Below are 22,654 nucleotides of genomic sequence, written 5' to 3'. Positions count from 1 at the left end.
GTTCAGGATACTAGCACTGACTTTTGCTATTTATTCTCGGCATAGATATAGAGGTTTTGAATGGAGGGGACATATTTACGAATAGTTGTTAATTCTGATTAAGCTCTGTAGACGGGTACAGAGCTGTTCACCGTTGTTCTTGAAAGCACGCATTGTAAAGATTCAGGTAGACAGGAAAATCTCGCAAAAGTAGTGATTTTCAGTGCGGTCTTGATAGATAAACCGGCGCTTCTGCTGGTTTTTTTGTCTTTGCCACAATTCGCCATAATTCCTCCCTTTTCCCGTCCGATTCCCTGCCGCCTTTCGCCAACTTCCCTCTGTTTAATGACTTTAGCATCCAATTTAAAAGTGGAGAAAAGTGAGTGAACAGGGTGATGTTGTTTGGGCAGCGGTTTCATAAAGACGATCTGATGTTGCCGACGGAGGAATATTATCGTCGCCGCCAGAAGACCGGTGGTGCCGGGCGCTGGTTGTTATTTGTTGTAGTGGTATTGGCGGTGGTCATTGCGGCAATCGGAGCTGAGGTCAGTGCCCAGGAGCTTACGTCTAGTAATGGTGATATTACCTCTGAACCGATTACCTTGGACGATGTGCAATCGGGGGATTTACTGTTTACCGGCGCAGAGCCGGGCCGCTATGTGCCCGCCGTGCACCTGCACAGTAGTGTCGAAATGGTGGTGCGCGGTCTGGTTGCAGAAGTGCAGTTACAGCAGGCTTTTCAGAATACCAGCGATAGCTGGCAGGAGGCAGTTTACGCACTGCCATTGCCTGAGCAGGCAGCGGTGGCTGGCCTTGAGATTCAATTGGGCGATCGTCGTATTGTCGGCAAAGTGCGCGAGCGCAAACAGGCGGCAAAGATTTATAAGGCCGCGCGCGCGGCGGGTAAGCGCGCGGCGCTCTTAGAGCAACAGCGTCCCAACCTGTTTACCAACAAAGTAGCGAATATTGCACCGGGAGAAACGGTGCAGGTGAATATTCGCTACCTGCAGCCGGTAATCTATGACAGTGGTGTTTTTTCTTTGCGGCTGCCAACCACCCTGACTCCCCGTTATATCCCCGGTGAATCCATTCCCTCACACGCCCTCGGTGGTACCGAGTTGGAGCTGGCCACTCAGAGCAGTGGTTGGGCGCTGCCTACCAATCAGGTAAAGGATGCACCGGCGATTACTCCGTTTATGCAGCCGGCGGAAGAGCTGGAGCCGGTGGGTAGTCACAATATTGCCATTGAAGTGGAGCTGGAAGGCGGCTTGCCGCTGGTGAAAATCGGTAGCCCTTATCACGATATTGCCATCGATGAAAAAGCCGGAGAGCGCTACTCCATTCGTTTGCTCAAAGGCACGGCGAAAATGGATCGGGATTTTCTTTTAAATTGGCAGCCGGAGCCCTCGGCCATGCCGCGTGCGGCGCTCTTTAGTGAGTATGTTGGTGAGCGTGTCGCCGGGGGGCAGGCGGATGGCAGGGAAAGTGCGGATAAAAAATCCGGTACCTACTTACAGGTGATGCTGCTGCCACCGGATGAGGGCACTCGCGCCCAGCGCTTGCCGCGGGAAGTGGTTTACGTGATCGATACCTCTGGTTCTATGGGCGGTAACTCTATCCGCCAGGCCAAGGAGAGCCTGGTACTTGCGCTCTCGCGGCTGCATGGTGATGACCGTTTTAATGTCATTGAATTTAATAACAGTGCGCGCGCTTTTTTCCCGCGTCCAGTGGCCGCAAGTGCGGAGAATATTCAGCGCGCGCGCCGGGAAGTGGAGCGTTTAAATGCCGATGGGGGCACCGAGATGGCTGCGGCGCTGCGTCTGGCGTTAGGCCAGCAGTTGCCGGATAACAACAACCTGGTACACCAGGTGGTATTTATCACCGATGGCGCGGTAGGCAATGAACAGGCGCTGTTCGAGCTAATCCATCAGCACCTGGGTAATACGCGTTTATTTACGGTGGGCATTGGCTCGGCGCCCAACAGCCATTTTATGCATAAAGCCGCCCAGTTTGGCCGCGGTATCTCGGTCACTATCGGCGATATATCCGAGGTGCGCGGACGCATGCAGGCCTTATTCGCCAAGCTGGAAAATCCGATGGCCACCAACCTACAGCTGAGTTGGCCCGAGGGCGTGGTGGCGGACGCCTATCCCAAACGAATCCCCGACCTCTATCGCGGTGAACCGTTGCAGTTGGTGGCCAGGGTGGAAGGGGAGTCGCTGCAGGGGGATATTCAGTTGCGCGGGCGCATGGCCGGTAAGCAGTTTGTGCGCAACCTGGCGCTGACGCTGGAGCAGGCTCCCAGTAGCAAGGGCATCGGCAGTTTGTGGGCGCGCAGCAAAATGGAATCCCTGCGCGACCGCCAGACCCAGCTGGGCGAGGAGAGCGATGCGGGCCAAGCCCTGCGTGAGCAGATTTTGCAGCTCGCCTTGGATCATCAACTTGCCAGCCCCTACACCAGCTTTGTCGCGGTTGAAGAAGAGCCGATACGCAGGCCCGAAGAAAAGCTCTCCCAGAGTGCGGTGACCAACATGGTACCTAGAGGGCAGGTGTTGCAGCGCCAGGCCTACCCCAGTACGGCCACCGGTGTTTACGCACAGTTGCTCTCTGCCTTGAGCCTGCTCAGCCTGGCCGTATTGCTGCGCCGTGGCCGCCGGGTGCGTGGCCATCTAATGGCCGGACTGCGCCGCCAACTGCGCAAAGTTATACCTGACTTGCGCCGTGGCAAAAGTGGCCTGGAAGCGCAGCTGGGAAGTGCGTCGCGGTGATACGTCTGCTGCTTTTCTCAACCTGTCTGGTGCTGGGGTTATGGCACTTGGGCTCCGCCTCTTGGCTACTGGCCAAGGCGCAACTGGCCCAGCTGCTGATTACCAGCGCCTGGGAGGAGCAATTGCAGGGCGGGGCGCCACAAAAGCCCTGGCCCTGGGCGGATACCCGGCCGGTGGCCAAGCTCAAGCTGCAGGGCCAGCGCCCTTTTATAGTGCTGGCGGGAGGCAGTGGAGAATCCCTCGCCTTTGGTCCCGGCCTGCTTGATGGTTCCGGCAAGCCCGGTGATTTTCGCACCACGGTGATCGCTGCGCACCGGGATACACACTTTGCCGGTCTGCAATATTTACAGCGCGGCAACGCCATTTACCTGCAGGGTGAGGACGGGCGCTGGCACACTTATCGGGTAACGGCGCTGCGTATCGTAAATAGTGAACGCGAACGTCTGCCGGTATTCGCGGAGCGCGGTCTGCTGTTGGTGACCTGCTATCCCTTCGATGCTTTGTCGGCGGGTGGTCCCCTGCGCTACTTGGTCTACGCTGAATACCAATCTGGCGGGGAGCTGGTGCGGCTGTGACTGAAGTCGTTATTTGAGACTCGATTTTGTAGTTCATTTTCTCAAACTTTCCATAAAATATTCCGGCAAAGCGGCAAAATGAAAAATAATCGTTTTGCCGCTTTGTTGTGCTCGTCACTAACCGTCCTATCTGGAAAATTTTTTGTAGTAATACTACAATCGCCTCCGCTAATCACCGGGAATAGTGTTTTGTCCGCCACGCTGAGTGGGCCCCGGAAAAGATAATTACAGTCAAACTAAGCACTCGCGGCACAGACCGGCGCCGCTTTCCCTCTCCGCTGCGATCGGGTGAAATTTCACGCATTGCATTTCCGCCACCAAAGGTGGTGAATTGGCGGAAGCCTGAAAAAAAGGAAGCATTTTTTTGCCTGCGCTGTAGTTTGCCCGCGAACCGATTTTTGAGAAATAGACCGACTCGACGTCGCCTAATTCGCCGAGGAGCACTTGATGCACGAAGATACCGATAACCTCGAAACGCAGGAGTGGTTGGATGCGCTGCAGGCGGTTATCCGCTATAGCGGCAAAGAGCGCGCCGCCTTTCTGCTAAAGCAGCTGTCTGATCGCGCTACCGATGTAGGCGTGCAGCTGCCAGCGGCAATCACTACCCCTTACCGCAATACCATTCCGCCCAATGCGGAAAAACGTATGCCCGGCGACTTATTTATGGAGCGCCGTATCCGCTCCCTGATTCGTTGGAATGCCCTGGCGATGGTGGTGCGCGCCAATCAGAACAACGACCACCTCGGCGGCCATATCTCCAGCTTCTCCTCTGCGGCCACACTCTACGATGTGGGCTTCAACTACTTCTTCCGCGGCAATGAAGGCGAAGAGCGCGGCGACCTGATTTTCTTCCAGGGCCACAGTGCGCCGGGTATCTATGCCCGTTCTTATTTGGAGGGACGCTTCGATGAGGAACAGCTGGATAACTTCCGCCGCGAAGTGAACGGCAACGGTCTCTCTTCTTATCCACACCCCTGGCTGATGCCGGATTACTGGCAGTTCCCCACGGTTTCCATGGGGCTGGGGCCGATACAGGCGATTTATCAGGCGCATATTATGCGCTATATGTCCGCCCGTGGTTTGTCGCCGCGCGGTGACCGCAAGGTGTGGGCTTTCCTCGGCGATGGCGAGTGTGATGAGCCGGAAACTCTGGGCGCCATTTCCCTAGCCGGCCGCGAGCAACTGGAAAACCTGGTGTTCGTGGTTAACTGTAACCTGCAGCGCCTGGATGGCCCGGTGCGCGGTAACGGCAAAATCGTGCAGGAGCTGGAAGGCGTATTCCGTGGTGCCGGTTGGAACGTCGTCAAAGTGCTCTGGGGCCGCCTGTGGGACCCGCTGCTGGAGAAAGACGACAAGGGGCTACTGCAAAAAGTCATGGACGAAGTCGTCGATGGCGAGATGCAGAACTTTAAGGCCAACGGCGGCGCCTATACCCGCGAACACTTCTTCGGTAAATACCCGGAGTTGTTGGAGTTGGTTAAGGATATGTCCGACGACGAGATTATGAAGCTCAATCGCGGCGGCCACGATCCCTATAAAGTCTACGCAGCTTACGCGGCAGCCATGGCCCATAAAGGCCAGCCCACCGTAATCCTGGCGCAAACGGTTAAAGGCTACGGCCTGGGCTCCGCCGGTGAAGCGGCGATGGATACCCACTCGGTGAAGAAGCTGGATCTGGATTCCCTTAAGCGCTTCCGCGATCGCTTTGCCATTCCGCTCACGGACAAAGAACTGGAAGAGGTGCCTTACTACCGTCCATCTCCAGACAGCCCGGAAATGAAATATATGGCGGAGCGCCGCAAGACCCTGGGTGGCCCGGTTCCCCGTCGTCCCACCGAGTGCCCCAAATTGGAAGTGCCCGGCCTCGACGCCTTCAGTGCACTGACCAAGGGCTCCGGCGAGCGTGAGATTTCCACCACCATGGCATTTGTGCGCGCTATCGCCGCGCTGGTAAAAGACAAAAATATCGGTAAATACATCGCGCCGATTGTGCCGGACGAAGCCCGAACTTTCGGTATGGAAGGCCTGTTCCGCCAGCTGGGTATCTACTCCTCCCAGGGGCAGCGTTACACCCCGGTGGATCACGGCCAGATCATGTATTACAAGGAAGACAAGAAGGGCCAGGTACTGGAAGAGGGCATCAACGAAGCGGGTGCCATGTCCACCTGGATGGCGTTAGCCACCGCCTACAGCAACCACGGCGTGGCGATGGTGCCTTTCTATATCTACTACTCCATGTTTGGTTTCCAGCGTATTGGCGATCTGGCCTGGGCCGCGGGTGATATGCAGGCGCGTGGCTTCCTGGTTGGCGCCACTGCCGGTCGTACCACCCTGAACGGTGAAGGCCTACAGCACCAGGATGGCCACAGCCATGTGCTCTCCTCCACGATCCCCAACTGCCGCAGCTATGACCCGGCCTACGGTTATGAACTGGCAGTGGTGATGCAACGCGGCCTTGAGGAGATGTACGAGGAGCAGAAGAATGTCTTCTATTACATCACCATCGAGAACGAAAACTACCTACAGCCGGAAATGCCCCAGGGCGTCGAAGAGGGCATTATTCGCGGTATCTACAAGCTGCAGTCCAATGTTAAGAAGGGCGCCAAGGGCAAAGCGGCCAAAAAACATGTACAGCTGATCGGCGGCGGCACTATTTTACGCGAGGTGCTGGCTGCGGCGGATATTCTTGCTGACCAGTTTGGCGTGACTTCCGACGTTTGGAGCCTCACCTCCGCTGTGGAAGCAGCCCGTGAAGGTCAGGATGTGGCGCGCTGGAATATGCTGCATCCGGAAGCCGAGCCGCGCAAAGCCTGGATCACCGAACAGTTTGAAGGCAATACGTCCCCGGTGATTGCCTCTACCGACTACATCCGTTCCTATGTGGAGCCGCTGCGCGAATTTATCGACGGTGATCTGACCACCCTGGGTACCGATGGCTTTGGTCGCAGTGACAGCCGCGAGCAGTTGCGCCGCTTCTTCGAGGTGGACCGCAACTATGTGGTCATCGCCGCTCTGAACGGGCTGGCCAAGCAGGGTGTGATTGATGCGAAAGAAGTTTCCGAAGCGATCGTGAAGCTCAATATCGACGCCGAAAAAGTTAACCCGCGCATCAGCTAAGAGAAGGCAGAACCCCTATGGCAAAACAAGTCATTAAAGTGCCTGATCTCGGCGGTGCCGATCAGGTGGATGTGATTGAAATTACCGTTGCCGTCGGTGATACCGTCGCGCAAGAAGACTCTCTGATTGTGGTGGAGGGCGACAAGGCCTCCATGGATGTCCCGGCCCCGGTGGCCGGTAAAATCCTCAGCATCAGCGTGAAAGAGGGCGATAAGGTCTCTGAAGGCGATGTGATTGGGGAGATTGAAACCGATGCGGCGGAGGCGCCGGCAGAAGAGCCCGCCGAGGCTCCCGCCCAGGAAGAGGCTGCACCGGCTTCAGAGCCGAAAGCCGAAGCTCCTGCGGCTGCAGAGAGTGCTGAGCCCAAAGAGGAAACGATCCAGATTCCCGATCTGGGCGGTGCCGAAGCGGTGGATGTGATCGAGATCAGTGTACAGTCCGGCGATACCGTCGAAGAGGGCGATTCATTGATCGTAGTGGAAGGCGATAAAGCCTCCATGGATGTCCCCTCTCCAAGCGCCGGTACTGTGGTTTCCATCGCCGTCAAAGAGGGCGATAAAGTCTCTACTGGCGATACCCTCGGTGTGTTGAAAGTGGTTGCCGAAGGCAGCGAAAAAGTTGCGACTTCTGAAGAGGCTTCTGCAGAAGCACCGGCAGCGCCTGCTGAGCAGAGCGCGCCGCAGCAAGAATCTACTCCGGCGGAGCCACCTGCGGTTCCGCAGAGAGACTACCAGTTGGAGCGCAATCTCACCGCTGCCGCTCAGGTTTACGCCGGCCCCGCCGTGCGCAAACTGGCGCGGGAGTTGGGTGTGACTTTGAACAAGGTAAAGCCCACGGGTCCGCGCAACCGGGTTTCCAAGGATGATCTGCACTACTACATCCGTGAGCAGGTGAAAAAGGCCGAGAGCGGTGCGGTTGGCGTCGGTGGTGCAATCGGTATCGCCAAGATGCCGGATATCGACTTCAGCCAGTTTGGTCCGGTGAATGTGGAGCCGATGAGCAAGATCCACAAAATCACTGCGGCTAATATGTCCCGTAACTGGCTCAATGTGCCCCACGTCACCCAGTTTGACGATGCGGATATCACCGAGCTAGAGGACTTCCGCAAGTCCATGAAAGCCGAGGCGGAAAAGCGCGGTGTAAAGCTCACTCCAGTGCCTTTCCTGCTGAAAGCGGTAGCCGCAGCCCTGCGCGCAGAGCCCAGCTTCAATGTCTCCCTGCACAATGACGGCGAGCACATTGTGCGCAAGGACTACGTGCATGTGGGCATGGCAGTGGATACACCCAAAGGCCTGATGGTACCGGTGATTCGCGATGTGGATAAAAAAGGTTTGTATGAGCTGGCGGCCGAGGCCACTGAGATGGCCCTGAAAGCCCGTGACGGCAAGCTGAAACCCAATGAGATGCAGGGTGCTTGCTTTACCATCTCCAGCCTGGGAGCTATCGGCGGTACCGGGTTTACCCCGATCGTCAACTCGCCGGAAGTGGGGATCCTCGGTGTCTCCAAGCTGGCGGTGAAGCCGGTGTGGAACGGCAAGGACTTTGAACCTCGCCAGATGTTGCCACTGGCGCTCTCTTACGATCACCGCGCGGTCAATGGCGGTGATGCCGGACGCTTTATGACCTACCTGGTGAGCGTGCTGGCGGATGTGCGCCGACTTTTGCTGTAATAACCAGCCACAGTCAAAACTCGATTAAAAAAGCGGTCCTGGGCCGCTTTTTTTTATTAGTGCCTCTCACCTGCCTCAGGACGGCAGCGAAGAGTCCGCTTACACACTTCTTTCTTTGAGCGAATTAGAACTGACGCATCAGTGCTCGAAAGAGAAGGACATTATAAAAATGATCGCCCCTAAATGACTGCTCCTAAGTGTGCTGCAGTGGGTTGTGTTTAATTTGGCGTATAAAACTTCTTAAAGATGAAATACACGCATAAATGACACGGCGCCAACTGGCTGGGGATTCCTCGCCGGCTAGACTTTTTTAAAGACAGCTATCAGCGCAACACTGAAAGTGGAGTGTCGGATCATGGGGCCTTTAAGGAAATTTGCTCTGCCGCTAGTGGCGGCACTGGCGTTGCAGGGTTGCTTATTCTTACCCGCTGAAGAAGTGGAGGGTGAAGACCCGTTCTTCTTCGAGGTTCAGGCTAGCGGACAGGAAAGCGGTTTTGTCGAAGCCGGTACGATTGTTTCGTCCACTGCTCAGGCTTTGCCGGCTCATTACGAGTGCGAGGAGCATTGTACAAACCCGATCTACGACTCCAACACTTGGTTCTTCCCGGTCCTGCGAGTGTATTAAATACCGAGCTGAGGGCTTTGGAAGGCATTTAGCCGAGCTGTGGCTGCTCCGTCCGATCATTTACCGAAGTACGCGAAGCAGGCTTCGCGTGGTGCCGATACGGAGGCATGTCTATGCAAAAACGCCCCCTAGTTATTTCTGTTTTATCCGCTGGCCTGCTGCTCTCAGCCTGCGGTACACCAGATACCCGCAATCAGGTGGTCTATCCAAACAGTGCGCCGATACCCCGCCATATGGAGTACCGCGCCTACCCCTCTCAACCCGCACCTGCAACCCGTAAATCCAGTTATTCCAGCTGCCCAGGGGACTCAGAGGAGTTAGCGCCCGGCTCGATTTGTCCAGCGAGTGCCCGTTGTTTCGATATTTCCGGTGGAAGGCGTTGTATCTCTTATGAAGAGTAAAGTTTTACTGTCTTTGATTGTGGTGCAGCTGCTCAGCGGCTGTGCCGATGGTTTTTGGCAGGACCTGAATGGCACTGCAATTTATTACACCTATAAGCGCAGCCCGGTTCCGCCCGATGAAATAACGGCTTTTCCGCGCTTTTGTCTAGCCTGTGATCCCTATATGGGTGAGCTGGCCAATTGTATTGCTGAGGGTGTCCACTGTTACCAGCTGGATACCGGTGATTGGTGTGCCGGGCCTTACTCACCCTTTGAGTTGAGTTACAGCTATTACTGATTGGGAGAATCTGCAGGGATAGTTGAGAGAAGTTTGGGGCGGGCAATAACCTGATTGGTTTACTTCAATAATGTTTTGAGGCTTTCTTTAATCGAAGTGCCGATATAGTACCTTAATCCGTTAAAAGTACCCTTGAGATTTATTTCTGGGCAGTAGTCATACCCCAATTTTTTCAGCAGGATATGCAGGTTTTTCTTGATGCCGATAGCAAACCAGCTGCAGGGGAAAGATATAACGCTGGGGCTTTGGCCATTAAGCAGATATAGCTCTCCATTGTGAATATGGCTTATCTGATTAAGCAGGTTGAAACTGGGCTCGGCGGCATCAAAATTATAAAAAAGCCTGGCCTCTCGATCTATAGCCATCTGAGCACAAGTTTCATGGGCACAAGTTTTATGAGCCCAAGTTTGATAAGCATAGTAGCGCCGGAGTATTTTCTGATCATCGGCGTCGTGGGGGTACATCTCTCGAGCGGCCAGAAATAGATCTTGCAGCGCTTTGTTTTTCCCAATAAAGATTCCCGTGGAAAAACATGTTCGTCGGGAAAGAATTTCTTTTCAAAAAAACCTTGTATTCCCTTGTGTCGATAGTCATTGGAAAAAATGACTCCCTTACCAAAGGAGAAGAAGTTTTTTTCAAGGTGACGGATTGGCGGCAGTATTAATGAGTCGAAACCATCCAGGTAACAGATGATGTCGTCTTCTGGTTGGGAGCGAAAGAAAGGTAACAGGATATCCATTTTTGAGGCGAAATCTTTCCAAGGATGATTGCGCCCGAGAATGGTCAGCGGCACGCCATTGCGTTTGGCGGATTCCTGTAGGATAGGGAACATTCTTTCCGAATGGGTGGCAATGGTGACGATATGCAACATTTTTAAGGCGGATCTCTTGGGGCGGACCTCTATTGGGCCAATCTTGGCAATCTGCGATTTTCTGTCCCAGCAACGATTTGATTGTTGCTGGAGAAAGTCTAGTCGCCCCTTAGCTTGAAATGGTAGACCTGAAGGGCCCAGTGTTACTAAATATTTGCTGATACTAAATGTTTTCTGTTGCTAAAGATTCGTTGCACCTATAAAAGCGCGCCTGCGCATATACCAGTGGGGCTATGGATTATCCTTTCAGTTGTGTTGGCTTTCCCCGGGCATCAAATCCTCTTGCCGAGGCTCTAGTTAGGGTAACAGGGGTAGGGTTACTCTTTAATCAATAGGAAAGTAATGAGAGGCGCCAGAAGAAGCTGGATTATTAATGTCTGCATCGCGATCGATCAGCTCGGTAATGCCATTGCCGGGGGAAAACCCGATGCCACTATTTCTGCACGCTGCGGCTACTTTTCCCGTGTGCAGGAGACACCTTTTCGGCGCTATTGGCGGGTACTCGAGTGGATGATCAACTTTACCTTTTTACCTATTGATGGACCGGATCACTGTTATCGTGGCTATCTTTGGGATCGCGCAGAAAAACATGAGGAAGGCAGTGATTTTATGCGCGCGCTGCTGGGGGTGCTCGTAATGCTATTTTGTGTGCCCCTCAGTGTGTTTACCTGGCTATTTGTGCTGGTGTTTCCCAGTGCCCGCTGGCGCAAAGAAAAAACCTAGCATAAAAAAGCCCCCGCGCAGTGGCTGCCGCGGGGGAATGAGCTTGGGGGTTGGATGGCTAGCTGTGCGCTGGCTCTTTCAGAGAGTCTGCGATTAGCGCAGGCGTATCGACTTTTTTAGTGACTGAGAGATCGCCGCCGGAGAGCTTGCGCAGGGCTACATAGAACACTGGCGTCAGGAACAGTCCGAACAGGGTTACGCCGATCATGCCGGTAAATACCGTAATTCCCATGGCGTTGCGCACTTCGGCGCCGGCGCCGCTGGCCAGTACCAGAGGCACCACACCGGCAATAAAGGCCACAGAGGTCATAATGATTGGGCGCAGACGCAGGCGGCAGGCTTCCAGTGCTGCCTCCACGGTACCCTTGCCGTCCATTTCCAGCTCGCGGGCAAACTCCACAATCAGAATGGCGTTTTTACAGGCGAGCCCCATCAAAACTACCAGTCCTACCTGAACGAACACATTGTTGTCTCCGCCGGTCGCCCAGACACCAAAGAGTGCGGCCAACAGGCACATGGGTACGATCAGAATAACTGCCAGAGGCATCACCCAGCTCTCATAGAGTGCGGCCAGTACCAGGAACACCAGCAGCACCGCCAGCGGAAAGACCACCATGGCGGCGTTACCCTGGTTAACCTGTTGGAAACTCAGGTCGGTCCATTGGATCTGCATACCCGGTGGCAGGGCCTGGCTGGCAACCTGTTCAACCGCGGCCAAGGCTTCGGAAGAGGACAGCATGCTGGGATCGGATTGGCCCATCAGGTCGGCTGCCGGATAGCCGTTGTAGCGGATTACCGGGTCGGGTCCGTAACTCTGGCGCAGGGTCACCATGGTGCTGATGGGTACCATTTCCCCATTCATATTGCGGGTGTAGAGGTTGTCGAGGTCCTGCACTTCATCGCGGAAAGGCGCATCTGCCTGAGCAACCACCTGGTAGGTGCGACCGAACAGGTTGAAGTCGTTGATATACATGGAGCCGAAATACAGCTGCAGGGTGCCGAACAGGTCATCCATGCGCACGCCTTGGGCCTTGGCCTGCAGGCGGTCTACTTCGGCATCCATCTGCGGCACATTGGCTTGGTAGGAGCTGAAGGGATAGCTGAGGCCGCTGGCCTGGCTCAGGGCGCCGGCCAGCATATTGGTGGCATTTTGCAGCTCACCGTAGCCGGCGCCGCGACGGTCCTGGACATAGAGGGTGTAGCCGGAACCGGCGCCTAACCCGAAGATGGGCGGCGGCATAAAGGTCATGGCGAAGCCCTCTTTGATTTGTGCGATCTTGCCATTTAGTTCCGCGGCGATTTCCTGGGCGCTGCGTTCACGCTCATCGAAATCGTCGAACAGGATAAATACGGTACCCACGTTGGGGGTGTTGGTACTTTGTAGGGCATTGAAGCCAACAAAGGCCGCAGCGTTGGCAACGCCCTCTGTTTCCAGGGCCAATTCACTCACGCGGCGAGCAACTGCCTCGGTACGATCCAGGGAGGCACCTTCCGGCAGGCGAATACTGCCCACCAGGTAAGTCTTATCCTGAACCGGAATAAAGCCGCCGGGCACCTGTTGGAACAGCGCGAAAGTACCGCCGAGCAATATCAGGTAAACCCCAAAAACGATACCGCGACGCTTAAGGCTGCTACCCACCACCCGCTGGTAGCGCTCGGAGTTGCGCTGGAAGAAGCGGTTAAAAGGGCGGAATATCCAGCCGAACAATCGCTCGATAATACGCGCGGGCATATCCGGTTTGGCGCCCTGGGGTTTCAGCAATGTCGCCGCCAGAGCCGGAGAGAGAGTCAGCGAGTTGATCGCGGAGATAATGGTGGCGATAGCAATGGTGGTGGCGAACTGGCGGTAGAACTGGCCAGTGATGCCATCCAGAAAAGCCATAGGCACAAATACCGCGCAGAGCACCAGGCTGATGGCGACGATAGGACCGCTTACCTCGCGCATGGCCTGGTGGGCGGCGGCTAAGGGGGTCAGTCCCTCCTCAATATTTCGCTCGACGTTTTCCACCACCACGATGGCGTCATCCACCACGATACCGATAGCCAGTACCATGGCGAACAGGGTCAATGTGTTGATCGAGAAGCCCAGCATTAACAGCACCGCAAAGGTACCGACAATGGATACCGGCACAGCCAACAGTGGGATCAGGGAGGCGCGCCAGGTCTGCAGGAACAGGATCACCACCAGCACTACCAGCAGAACCGCCTCAAGAAGGGTCTTGATCACAGAGCTGATGGAAGTGCTGACGAATACGGTTGGGTCGTAGGCAACTTTCCACTCCAGGCCTTCGGGGAACTGTTCTCCCAGTTCCGCCATCTTCTCGCGCACTGCAGCGGAGACTTCCAGGGAGTTGGAGCCCGGGGATTGAAAGATCGGAATGGCGACCGCCTGACGGCCATTCAAAAGGGCGCGCAGGGAGTCCTGGGAAGAGGCCAGTTCTACACGGGCGACATCTCTCAGGCGGGTGATCTCACCATCGCTGCCGGTCTTGAGTACAACATCGCCAAACTCCTCTTCACTTTCCAGGCGGCCTTTGGCGTTGATGGAAATCAGGAAGTCGGAGCCGTTCGGCATTGGAGAAGCGCCGATCTGGCCGGCGGAAACCTGTACGTTCTGCTCGCGCACGGCGCTGACAATATCGGCAGCAGTAATGCCTACAGCGGCGGCTTTCTGCGGGTCCACCCACAAGCGCATGGCGTAGTCACCGGAACCGAATACGGCGGCGAGGCCAACACCGGGGATACGTGAGAGCTCATCGCGGATATGCAATACCGCATAGTTGCGAATATAGGTGGCGTCGAGGCTGTCATCTGGGGAAATCAGGTGCACCGCCATCATCAGGTTGGGGGACTGCTTCTGCGTGGTTACCCCCTGGCGACGCACATCTTCGGGCAGGCGCGGTAACGCCTGGGAGACGCGGTTTTGCACTTGCACTTGGGCCTGATCGGGATCGGTACCCAGTTCGAAAGTGACATTCAGGGTGAGGGTGCCATCACTGCCGGCCACCGACTTCATGTAGATCATGTTTTCCACACCGTTGATGGCTTCCTCCAGCGGTGTGGCAACAGTTTCGGAAATGGTCTTGGGGTTGGCTCCAGGGTAGCGGGCACTTACTTGCACGCTGGGTGGTACAACCTCTGGATATTCGCTGACTGGCAACGATGGGATACTGATCAATCCCACCACAAAAATAATGATCGACAACACCGAAGCAAAGATGGGCCTGTCGACAAAGAAACGGGAAAAATTCATACGCTGCTACCTGGGGAGCGGCTTTCAGGCCGCTCGGATTCCATTGATAGGGTTCGTTAGACGTTCGGTGCGCAAAACGCGGTGCCCGAAAGTAGTGGACACCCCGGGCTCAGTGTCCGGCTGCTTGAGCGCTGCCGCCCTGGCTCTGTTGCGCGACCATTTCCGGGGCTACCGGCATGCCGGGGAAGAAAATCTTCTGCAGGCCGTTGACCACAATTTGATCGCCAGTCTGGAGACCGCTGCGGATTAGCGTGCGCTCTCCCTGGCGGGGTCCCACTTCGACCGGGCGCCTTTCCGTAAGATTGTCCTGAGTGACCACATAGACATAGCGGCGATCCTGGTCGGTGAGCACGGCCTTGCTGTCGATCAGTACTGCTTGAGCCATCTCTTCGATGGGCATTTCTACGCGGGCGAACTGGCCCGGCTTAAAGGTGCCGTTGGGGTTGGCGACCACCGCGCGGAACTGGATGGTGCCTGTATGGCTGTTGAGGCGGTTGTCGATAAAATCCAGCTGGCCCTTGTGCGGGTAGCCGTTCTCACCGGCCAGGCCAATATGGACCGGAGGCCTGGCACCTTCGTTAAGGAGGTTGCGACTGACGGCGAAAGTCTGCTCATCACTTTCGAAATACACGTACATGGGGTCTACAGAAACCAGGGTGGTCAGCAGGGTTGTATCTGCGTTGGCCAGATTGCCACGGGTCACCAGGGCGCGACTGACGCGGCCGCTTATTGGCGCTGTCACCTCGGTGTATTGCAGGTCGAGACGCGCGTTTTCCACAGCGGCTTCGGCCGCATTCAGGGCGGCGCGCTCGGCATCCCGCGAAGCAATACGGCGATCGTACTCCTCTCGCGAGATAGCCTTACTGTCGAGCAGCTGCTGGGCGCGGCCGGCCTGCTTCTCACTGAAAGCCAGCTCACTGCGCACCCGCTGCAATTCCGCTTCGGCGGCGCGCAACTTAGCTTTGTAGGGACGTTGGTCGATAGTGAAGAGCACATCGCCGCGCTCAACCAAGGCGCCCTCGGCAAAAGACACCCGGTCGATATATCCACTCACGCGGGGGCGGAGCTCTACGGTTTCCGGAGCGACGACACGCCCGGTAAAGCTGCGCCACAACGTAGTGGCTTCGGTACTCACCTGGGCGACTTCCACCGCCGGGGGCGGAGGCTGTTGTCCAGTGGGTTCACCGGAGCCGCAACCGGCCAGGACCAGTGCCGATAGGCCGAATAGTGTGGCGGTAAGTTTCTTCACCATAACGCGTGTACTCCCTTTGCTTCGGAAGAGAGGGTGTCGGGGCACTCCTCTCAGTTGGGAGGCAACTTTATAGGGGAGCAATAGGGGGGCGGTATCTGGTAACTATGGCTTGATTGCCTATTTCTATTTTTCTTTAGGGGGTGGGGCAATGATTTTGAGTTTTCTGACAATTAGTTAGTACTGTATGTATAACTAGGTTTTTTTATTTTTAGTTATGTCATTACAATGATTTGACAGGTGCAGATCGCTTGAGGTTACCTATTACTGCACAGTGATTGCCCAATCCTGCAATCTCCCGTAATAGTTGCCTAAAACTCCGTATACTGTGATCCACCTTGTTTGATGCCGTCCACGCCATACGGGCGCGAGGAAAAACCATGAGCAGTGAAGATAAAGCGCGAGCAGGAAAAGTCCCGGCTGAGCTAGAGCCGGCAAGGCAAAAACTCATCCAGACACTGATGCGCCAGGCGCCAGAACAGGGCCTGACGGAGACCGAGCTAGATGGCCTGGCTTTGATTCGCTGTAACGAGCCGCTCGCCTGTGCCTCTTCAGTCTATGCGCCCTCATTAAGCTTTATCATTCAGGGCATTAAAACCCTGGAACTGGGGGACAGGGAAATTTCCTATATGCCCCTCAGTTATGTCGCAACCTCGGTGCATCTGCCTATTTTGGGACGAGTAGAGCGGGCTTCTGAGGACGTTCCCTTTCTTGGAGTAAAGCTGACCATCGATCCCAATGAGGTGGCGGATCTGGTCTTGGAGCTGGGTGATAAAGCTCCCGGCATCGAGGCTGGCTACGATTGCCCCGAGGTCAGTTGTGGCCTTTGTGTGACCCAGATGGATCAGGGGATTCTCGATGCGGTGAGCCGCCTGGTACACCTGGCAGAGAATCCTGTAGACGCGCAAATACTCGCGCCGATGGCGAGGCGGGAGATTATCTACCGGGCCCTTATGGGGGAGATAGGTGCGCGTATGCGTAAATTCGCCATGGCGGATAGCCAGGCCAACCGTGTGTCGCGGGTCATTGAGGTGCTCAAAGACCGCTTCTCTGAACCTCTGCGAATCAGTGACCTGGCCGAGCAGGCCAATATGAGCGAGTCCTCCCTGTATCACAGCTTTAAGCAGATCACCCGCATGTCGCCATTGCAGTTCCAGAAGAAGCTGCGCCTGCACGAGGCCCGCCGCTTAATGCTATCGGAAGGACTGGAAGCGGCCTCCGCCAGTTATCGGGTAGGCTATGAAAGCCCCTCCCACTTTAGCCGTGAGTACAGCCGCATGTTCGGCCTGCCGCCCCGTGCAGATGTGAGCAAGCTGCGCGGCGAGCTGCGGGTACCGGCTTAATCCGAAGTGGCATTGCCCTGCTTGAGGACAAACAGGCTACACCAGCCCTCAGGGCTAATATCTCCTTCCACCACAATACAGGCATTGGGCGGCGTAAATAGTTGGCAGTCCACGCACTTTTTGCCGTCTTTTGGTGTGTCCTGGTAGTTGACCGCTTCTTTGGTCGCCTTGATCTGGGCATTGGCCCTATCTGTGGCGATCAGTGTTGCCGGTAGAATTGCCAGGGCACCGCCGGACAATTTAAGAAACTTTCTGCGGGAAATATTTTGATGGTTTTCCATTGGCAAAATTTCCAAAATGCTTTGCGATAGTCTTCAGCATTTCAGATTAGCCCGGTTTGGAATTTCTGCAGGGGGGGCTGCTTTGTTGCAGAAAATAAGGCAAGTGAGAATCAATCTTATTACTTAATAAAAAGGCGGCACACAGTGCCGCCTTTTGGATCACATCAAATCAAAATCACTTTTTGGTGATAAAGATTTTACCCACCGACTTGTCACGGCTTTGGGCAATTACGCGAACCTTCAGACCGTAAGGCGTAATCGCGCGGCCAGCATCGGGGATCTCATCGCTGCTGAAGCTTCTGCGATCGCTGAAGACACGGTGCGGACGGTTGTGAATATCGGTCATGGTAATGCCGTACTCTTCCAAAAGATCCAGGTTCAGCTGCTGAGCCCAGTCGACACCAAAAGTGGCATCGTGGATCTGGTAGCGGGTGGAGGCTACGGAATCATCGCTCCACTTCAGCACCTGTTGGTCTGCATCCACTACGCCGAGGAAACCGTCACCGGGGTGAATACCAACCCAGTTGTTGTCCTGGCTGGTGTCGGCATACCAAACCAGCAGGCCTTCGTTGTAGGTCAGCATTTGGCCGGCCACATTGATGTGTGCCAGGCCTTGGTCTACACCGCGGTGGGTGCGCCATTCCAGCAGGTAGTAGTGGTCGTGCAGATCGTAGCCGGGGTGGCGGCTAAAGCCAGTCAGGCTGAAGTCACTATCGCTCTCCGCATCGTCGAAGAGGGTGGCTTGGCCGTCGACATTGATCGTGATGTCATCGGCGAACAGGCCGGGGTTGGCTTCATAGGCATCGGTGATATAAGCGATGGACAGGTTGAACTGTTGGCCGGCGTAGGCGCTCAGATCAAACTCGGCATCGACCCAGCCACCGGAGCTGCCGGTAATACCGAAGCCAGGGTTTTGGCCGTTGGGGCTGGTATCGGTTGTGATATTACCGGGGATAGAGACGAAGCCTTCTCCCAGGTCAACCATGACTGCACCGTAGTCCCAATCCTGCTCAATGTCGTACCACACTTTGAAAGTCAGGCTGGCATTCTGAGCATCGGTCAGATCGACTGGGATTACCATGGAGTTCTGCAGGTTGTTGTCACTGCCGCTAAAGTAAGCGTACTCACCACTGCTGGGCACGGTGACGACCACTTCCTTTTGGGGGAGGTCGATACGGACCGCATCGTTATTGGTGCCCTTGTGTACAGCCTCATCCAACAGGAGCCGGATGCCGCGGCGAGGGATATCTTCCAGGGCGATGGTCTCGCCGTGCAGCCAGTTGCCATCGTGGTTGGTCTGCAGATATTCCTTCGCCCAGGCAGAGAAGCCAGTGGGCTCGGAGCCGGGAATAATACCGGCCCAGCTGCCGCTGGACATCACCGACCAGGAGGAGATGGGTTCACCGCGGCCGGAGCCATCGGTATCGTATTCATCGGGCAGGCCCAGGTCATGGCCGTATTCGTGGCTGACAACACCGGCTGCCGCATCGGCAGGCTGTACGGTGTAATCGTAAGCCGCCATGGTGCCGCCCCAATAATCCACTTCTGCGGCAGTGCCCTCGATGGAGAAAACATCGCCGAGGTTCCAGCGGTGTGCCCAGATAGCATCTTCACCCAGTTGGCCGCCACCAGCCTCTTCACCCACGGAGGAGTGGAAGATCATGATGTGGTCAACCAGGCCATCGGCCTCCCAGAAGTCGCCATCGCCATCCAGGTCATAGCGGTCTTCGATATCGAAGTCGGCCAAATTTATGCTGGGGTCTGCCGCGGCGGCTTGCAGGGCTTCGCGCACCAGAGCGCGGGCATCACCATCTTCGTTATTGCCGTAGAAAGCTGCCGGCTGGCTGGCGGTGTACCAACCTGCAACAGAACCCTCTACCGAGTAGCTGTAGCCGGACTGCTGCCAGTAGAACTGCTGCATGGAAAGCAGGTTTTCACCTTGCGGGCCAGTGAAGCCCTGCTGGGAGAACAGCAGGTCAGCATAGTGCTGCGCGGCGTAGTCTTCGTAGTACATATCCGTTTCCCCAGGCTCGATGCTGTTATGGGGGAAATCGGGGAAGTCCATCAGGATGGCGAGAACTTTTGCAGTGCGTACTTCGCCTTCGTAGTTTTCAAGTTGAAGCGGGGCTGGTGCGCGGCCATGGCCATGAAAACGCCCCTTGCCTTTGCCTCTTCCTAATCTGGGATGCTTACCGCCACGGGCGTGCTTCATCATTTGTACCGTTTCACTGGACAAATCCTGAGCAAGACTTTGGTCTTGTTTGGCACGCTCTTTCAGGAACTGGTGCAAAGTGCGCTCGGCTTCGCCGATAGATGCATTTTTACTAATGCGGCCTGAACGCTTGAGCATGTCGATTAGCTTGGCTTCGTTAGCGATCACCAAGTCGATCTGATTACCACCTTGCATTTGAGGTGAGGGGGCAGCAGAGCTGTTCGCAGCCATCAGGCTGAGAGCAAGCGCGCTGATTGGCAGCAGACTATTAACTTTTAGCATTGATCCCTTCTTTCATTTTTGTTTTAAAAAACGTACGGCTCGGCAGATATTTTTAAATTGTGGGGGCACTGTGCCAGTGCGCTACCCGAACCGTATAGGCCGGCTGTAACTTACAGACGGCACATATAGTTCAACGAAGCAGGAGGAATGGACCGCAATAAATTTTTTGTGATGCTTTTGGCAATTTATTTATTGGCCTATTGAGACAGTTTTTGTGGCGGTCAGGCAGGGAGTAGTTGCGCTTTCCTATAAGACAAATTTATTTAATTATATTTAATCTCTATTTTCTTCGTTTTTTGAAATAGAAACCTAAGGCTGTTCCTTCCAGGGCAACCAAAGAGAAATTTGTAGCCCCCCTCCGCTGCGGTTCATTAATTGAATTCGGCCTCCATGAGCGTCGACAATTTCTCTACAAAGAGCGAGCCCTAGGCCTACCCCTTGTTCTTTGGTGGAGAAAAATGGTAGCAACGCCTGCTGCAAAACTTTTTCACTCATGCCACAACCACGGTCGGCAATAATCAGCTGTTGACCCAGGCCATCGGTTCGAATTGATAGTTCGATATCTTCGCTATTGGAACCCGCTTCGTGAGAATTTTTGATTAAATTGAGTAACGCTTGCTCAATCTGCACCGGATCAAAGTATCCAGGACGCTCAGGCAGTTCACCTTTTAAAATAAATTCCTGTAAGGGGGCAATACGTTCTGTAAGCTCTCTCCAACTCACTTGCTCACAGCTGGGAGGCGGTAACTTGGCAAAGCTGGCGTAACCTTGGGTGAACTCGGTGAGATGCTTGCAGCGTTCCGCAATAATATCGAAAACCTTTTCAAGCGCAGTGGCTTTATCTGGTTTGGCAATCAGCATCTTGCCTGAGTGGGCCAGTGAGGAGATGGGGGCCAGGGAATTATTTAATTCATGGCTAATCAGGCGAATTACTTTTTTCCATACTTCCACCTCAGCTCGGGTGAGCTCTTTCGTCATCTCGCGTAAAACAATCAGGCGATGCTTGTGCGCATTGAGGACAAAAGTGCTGTTGCCGATGTGCATGGAATGGGTGCCATGACTGTCGGTAAAATTAAACAGGCCGTTCTCCCATTTCTCAATAGCGTTGGCTATCTCTCTAGGGCTGTTTGGCAAAAGCTGTTGCAGCAGTAAACCCTGTATAGGCCTACCCCTATTGAGTAGTTTTTTAGCGCTGCTATTGGAATAAATAATATGATCACTCTGATCCACCAGGATTAAAGCCTGGGGCGAGCTTTGTATCACAGTGTCTAGTAGCAGTTCCCGTTGGTAAATATGGGCACGCTCGCGTCTCAGGTGTTCTCCAATTTCGTTATACAGGTTTGTAATTTGACTCAGCGCTGTATCCCTTGGGGGCACCAGTGAAATAGAAAAGTCACCGTCGCGGAAGTTGAGCAATCCACCCTGCAAGGACTTTAGAGTGGTGGTTAGGGGCCTCAAGACCCAGCGTATTAAAGTGATATTGACGAAAATACCCAGGATAAGACCCAGAGCCCAGGATGACATGGCATTGAGGCCCAATTTGACTAGCAGCCACGACAAAGTGGTGGCAATCAACAGTGCCAAAGTAGTACTGGCGAGAATACGCCCTTCTAAAGAGAAATTTTTGAACATCAATAGGGGATACCGTGTTTTTCCAAGCGGCGATATAGGGCCTGCCGGCTCATGCCAAGTTCTCGCGCAGCTTGAGCGATGATGCCATTACAGCTGGTTAGTGTCTGTTGCAACAGCTCACGGCTGGGCTCGAAATTGATTTCAGTCTTATCTACCTGATGCTGTTGTGGCAAAGCCAATAGAGACTCATCAATGGTATCTCCCCGGCAAAGTACGGATGCGCGTTGCATGATATTTTGTAACTCGCGCACATTGCCGGGCCAGCGATAACGAGTGAGCGCAGTCACCGCCTGGGGAGAGAGCTTTTTAGAGGGATCGTTTTCCTGTAAAAAATTGATTGCCAGAGGCGCTATATCTTCAGGGCGCTCACAGAGGGGCGGTAGGCGCAACTCAATCACATTTAGGCGGTAGAACAAATCCTGACGAAAACGGCCTTCTGCAATGGCCTGGGGAAGATCGCTATTGGTCGCGCTGATCACCCGCACCTTGACCTTGCGGGTCTGACTGCTACCGAGGCGCTGGAACTCGCCGGTTTGTAGTACGCGTAATAATTTTACCTGTCCACTGGCAGAGAGCTCACCGATCTCGTCGAGAAAGAGGGTACCGCCATCGGCAGCCTCGAAGCGTCCTTCGCGGGCTTTATTGCCCGAGCCGGTGTAAGCACCTGGCTCGGCGCCAAACAGCTCTGCTTCCATTAGGTCCTCTGGTAGGGCACCTACATTGACCTTGATAAAAGGGCCTTCGCTCAGTAGGGAGTTTGCCTGCACAACTTCCGCTATTTTTTCCTTGCCGGCCCCATTTGGCCCGGTGATCAGCACGGGTACATCGGATTTGGCCACCTGGGTAGCCATCTCCAGAAGTTGTTGCATCTTATCACTGCGGTAGATGATCTCGCGCAAGTCGAACTTACCCTGTAATTCGCTGCGGGCATTGATGGCCTTTTGCTGGGACGTTCGCTGTTGCTTTTGCAGTTCACCGAGCTCCAGCAGATTATTGATGGTGGAGATCAGTTTATTATCATCCCAGGGTTTGCCTAGGTAATCGGCGGCACCAGCACGGACCAGTTCAACGGCCATTTCTAATTGTGTCCAGGCGGTCAAGAGGATGATAGGTAGATCCGGGTTGATTTCGCGAATGGCAAAAAATAGTTCGCGCCCCTCCTCACCAGAGGTGGTATCCGCGGTGAAATTCATATCCTGGATCACCAGGCTAATATCCCGATTCTCACGCAATAACTGCAAGCCTGCCTGGGGGGTAATGGCGCAGAGCGGCTGCAAGTCATGTAATGACAACAGTATTTCCAGGGCCGAGACGATACCGCTGTTATCGTCAATAATAAGTATTTTATCCATAGGACCTAGGGCCAGCTTGTAAGCTGGCCATTATGCAATGAGTG

At 54.8% G+C, this 22,654-nt stretch carries 17 protein-coding genes; 9 read left to right on the top strand and 8 right to left on the bottom strand.

The genetic code is table 11. The features are described 5' to 3' along the window. Positions 1 to 362: 362 nt before the first annotated feature. Entirely contained in the window at positions 363 to 2,747 is a 2,385-nt protein-coding gene (locus tag ACXAFI_RS15430; RefSeq protein WP_475109524.1) for a marine proteobacterial sortase target protein, read from the top strand. Continuing rightward, positions 2,744 to 3,322, top strand: a complete 579-nt coding sequence (locus ACXAFI_RS15425; protein ID WP_475109523.1) for a class GN sortase — start codon at positions 2,744 to 2,746, stop codon at positions 3,320 to 3,322. The genes ACXAFI_RS15430 and ACXAFI_RS15425 overlap by 4 nt, the downstream gene beginning before the upstream one ends. 231 nt (positions 3,323 to 3,553) lie before the next feature. Here the strand turns inward: ACXAFI_RS15425 and ACXAFI_RS15420 are convergent, their stop codons facing one another. Continuing rightward, entirely contained in the window at positions 3,554 to 3,775 is a 222-nt protein-coding gene (locus ACXAFI_RS15420) for a hypothetical protein (protein ID WP_152451591.1), read from the bottom strand. Here ACXAFI_RS15420 and aceE point away from each other — a divergent pair. The 5 genes from aceE (at position 3,770) to ACXAFI_RS15395 (ending at position 9,412) form a co-directional block, all read left to right on the top strand. Next, positions 3,770 to 6,439 carry a pyruvate dehydrogenase (acetyl-transferring), homodimeric type gene (aceE, locus tag ACXAFI_RS15415; protein ID WP_475109522.1) on the top strand — a complete coding sequence of 890 codons (2,670 nt, stop codon included), beginning with the start codon at positions 3,770 to 3,772 and terminating at the stop codon, positions 6,437 to 6,439. The genes ACXAFI_RS15420 and aceE overlap by 6 nt on opposite strands. Before the next feature lie 17 nt (positions 6,440 to 6,456). Further along, positions 6,457 to 8,109 (top strand): dihydrolipoyllysine-residue acetyltransferase, encoded by a 1,653-nt coding sequence (gene aceF / locus ACXAFI_RS15410; RefSeq protein WP_475109521.1) that lies wholly within the window; start codon positions 6,457 to 6,459, stop codon positions 8,107 to 8,109. A 355-nt stretch (positions 8,110 to 8,464) separates the two neighbouring features. After that, on the top strand, positions 8,465 to 8,734 hold the full coding sequence (locus ACXAFI_RS15405) for a hypothetical protein (protein WP_475109520.1): 270 nt from the start codon (positions 8,465 to 8,467) through the stop codon (positions 8,732 to 8,734). A gap of 113 nt (positions 8,735 to 8,847) precedes the next feature. Further along, on the top strand, positions 8,848 to 9,135 hold the full coding sequence (locus ACXAFI_RS15400) for a hypothetical protein (protein ID WP_152451599.1): 288 nt from the start codon (positions 8,848 to 8,850) through the stop codon (positions 9,133 to 9,135). After that, positions 9,125 to 9,412: a hypothetical protein gene (locus ACXAFI_RS15395; protein ID WP_475109519.1), complete on the top strand. Its 288-nt coding sequence runs from the start codon at positions 9,125 to 9,127 to the stop codon at positions 9,410 to 9,412. Before ACXAFI_RS15400 ends, ACXAFI_RS15395 begins: the two co-directional genes overlap by 11 nt. A gap of 355 nt (positions 9,413 to 9,767) precedes the next feature. On the opposite strand, the gene ACXAFI_RS15390 is transcribed toward ACXAFI_RS15395, so the two are convergent. Continuing rightward, the gene (locus tag ACXAFI_RS15390) at positions 9,768 to 10,283 is read right to left on the bottom strand and encodes a glycosyltransferase domain-containing protein (protein WP_475109518.1); all 516 of its coding nucleotides are present in this window, start codon (positions 10,281 to 10,283) and stop codon (positions 9,768 to 9,770) included. 342 nt (positions 10,284 to 10,625) lie between these two features. Between ACXAFI_RS15390 and ACXAFI_RS15385 the strand changes: the two genes are divergently transcribed. Then, positions 10,626 to 11,006, top strand: a complete 381-nt coding sequence (locus tag ACXAFI_RS15385) for a hypothetical protein (RefSeq protein WP_444921097.1) — start codon at positions 10,626 to 10,628, stop codon at positions 11,004 to 11,006. Between the two features lie 58 nt (positions 11,007 to 11,064). Here the strand turns inward: ACXAFI_RS15385 and ACXAFI_RS15380 are convergent, their stop codons facing one another. Together ACXAFI_RS15380 and ACXAFI_RS15375 are read right to left on the bottom strand one after the other, a co-directional pair. Further along, complete coding sequence (locus tag ACXAFI_RS15380; protein ID WP_475109517.1) at positions 11,065 to 14,259, bottom strand: efflux RND transporter permease subunit; 3,195 nt, start codon at positions 14,257 to 14,259, stop codon at positions 11,065 to 11,067. 109 nt (positions 14,260 to 14,368) lie between these two features. Beyond that, entirely contained in the window at positions 14,369 to 15,511 is a 1,143-nt protein-coding gene (locus ACXAFI_RS15375; protein WP_475109516.1) for an efflux RND transporter periplasmic adaptor subunit, read from the bottom strand. A gap of 377 nt (positions 15,512 to 15,888) precedes the next feature. On the opposite strand from ACXAFI_RS15375, the gene ACXAFI_RS15370 reads away from it, so the two are divergent. Next, the gene (locus ACXAFI_RS15370; RefSeq protein WP_444921100.1) at positions 15,889 to 16,851 is read left to right on the top strand and encodes an AraC family transcriptional regulator; all 963 of its coding nucleotides are present in this window, start codon (positions 15,889 to 15,891) and stop codon (positions 16,849 to 16,851) included. Here the strand turns inward: ACXAFI_RS15370 and ACXAFI_RS15365 are convergent. The 4 genes from ACXAFI_RS15365 to ACXAFI_RS15350 all read right to left on the bottom strand — a co-directional run bounded on the left by ACXAFI_RS15365 (position 16,848) and on the right by ACXAFI_RS15350 (position 22,610). Further along, positions 16,848 to 17,132 carry a hypothetical protein gene (locus ACXAFI_RS15365; protein ID WP_475109515.1) on the bottom strand — a complete coding sequence of 95 codons (285 nt, stop codon included), beginning with the start codon at positions 17,130 to 17,132 and terminating at the stop codon, positions 16,848 to 16,850. The two genes, ACXAFI_RS15370 and ACXAFI_RS15365, sit on opposite strands and share 4 nt — an antisense overlap. Before the next feature lie 175 nt (positions 17,133 to 17,307). Continuing rightward, entirely contained in the window at positions 17,308 to 19,626 is a 2,319-nt protein-coding gene (locus tag ACXAFI_RS15360; RefSeq protein WP_475109514.1) for an immune inhibitor A domain-containing protein, read from the bottom strand. 309 nt (positions 19,627 to 19,935) lie between these two features. Beyond that, on the bottom strand, positions 19,936 to 21,258 hold the full coding sequence (locus tag ACXAFI_RS15355; RefSeq protein WP_475109834.1) for a sensor histidine kinase: 1,323 nt from the start codon (positions 21,256 to 21,258) through the stop codon (positions 19,936 to 19,938). After that, positions 21,258 to 22,610: a sigma-54-dependent transcriptional regulator gene (locus ACXAFI_RS15350; RefSeq protein ID WP_475109513.1), complete on the bottom strand. Its 1,353-nt coding sequence runs from the start codon at positions 22,608 to 22,610 to the stop codon at positions 21,258 to 21,260. The genes ACXAFI_RS15355 and ACXAFI_RS15350 overlap by 1 nt, the downstream gene beginning before the upstream one ends. Positions 22,611 to 22,654 lie beyond the last annotated feature (44 nt).

Source organism: Microbulbifer sp. ABH2_005 (assembly GCF_056160005.1).
The sequence above is the reverse complement of the archived record's forward strand: the minus strand, read 5'-3'. Positions and strand labels throughout refer to the sequence as shown.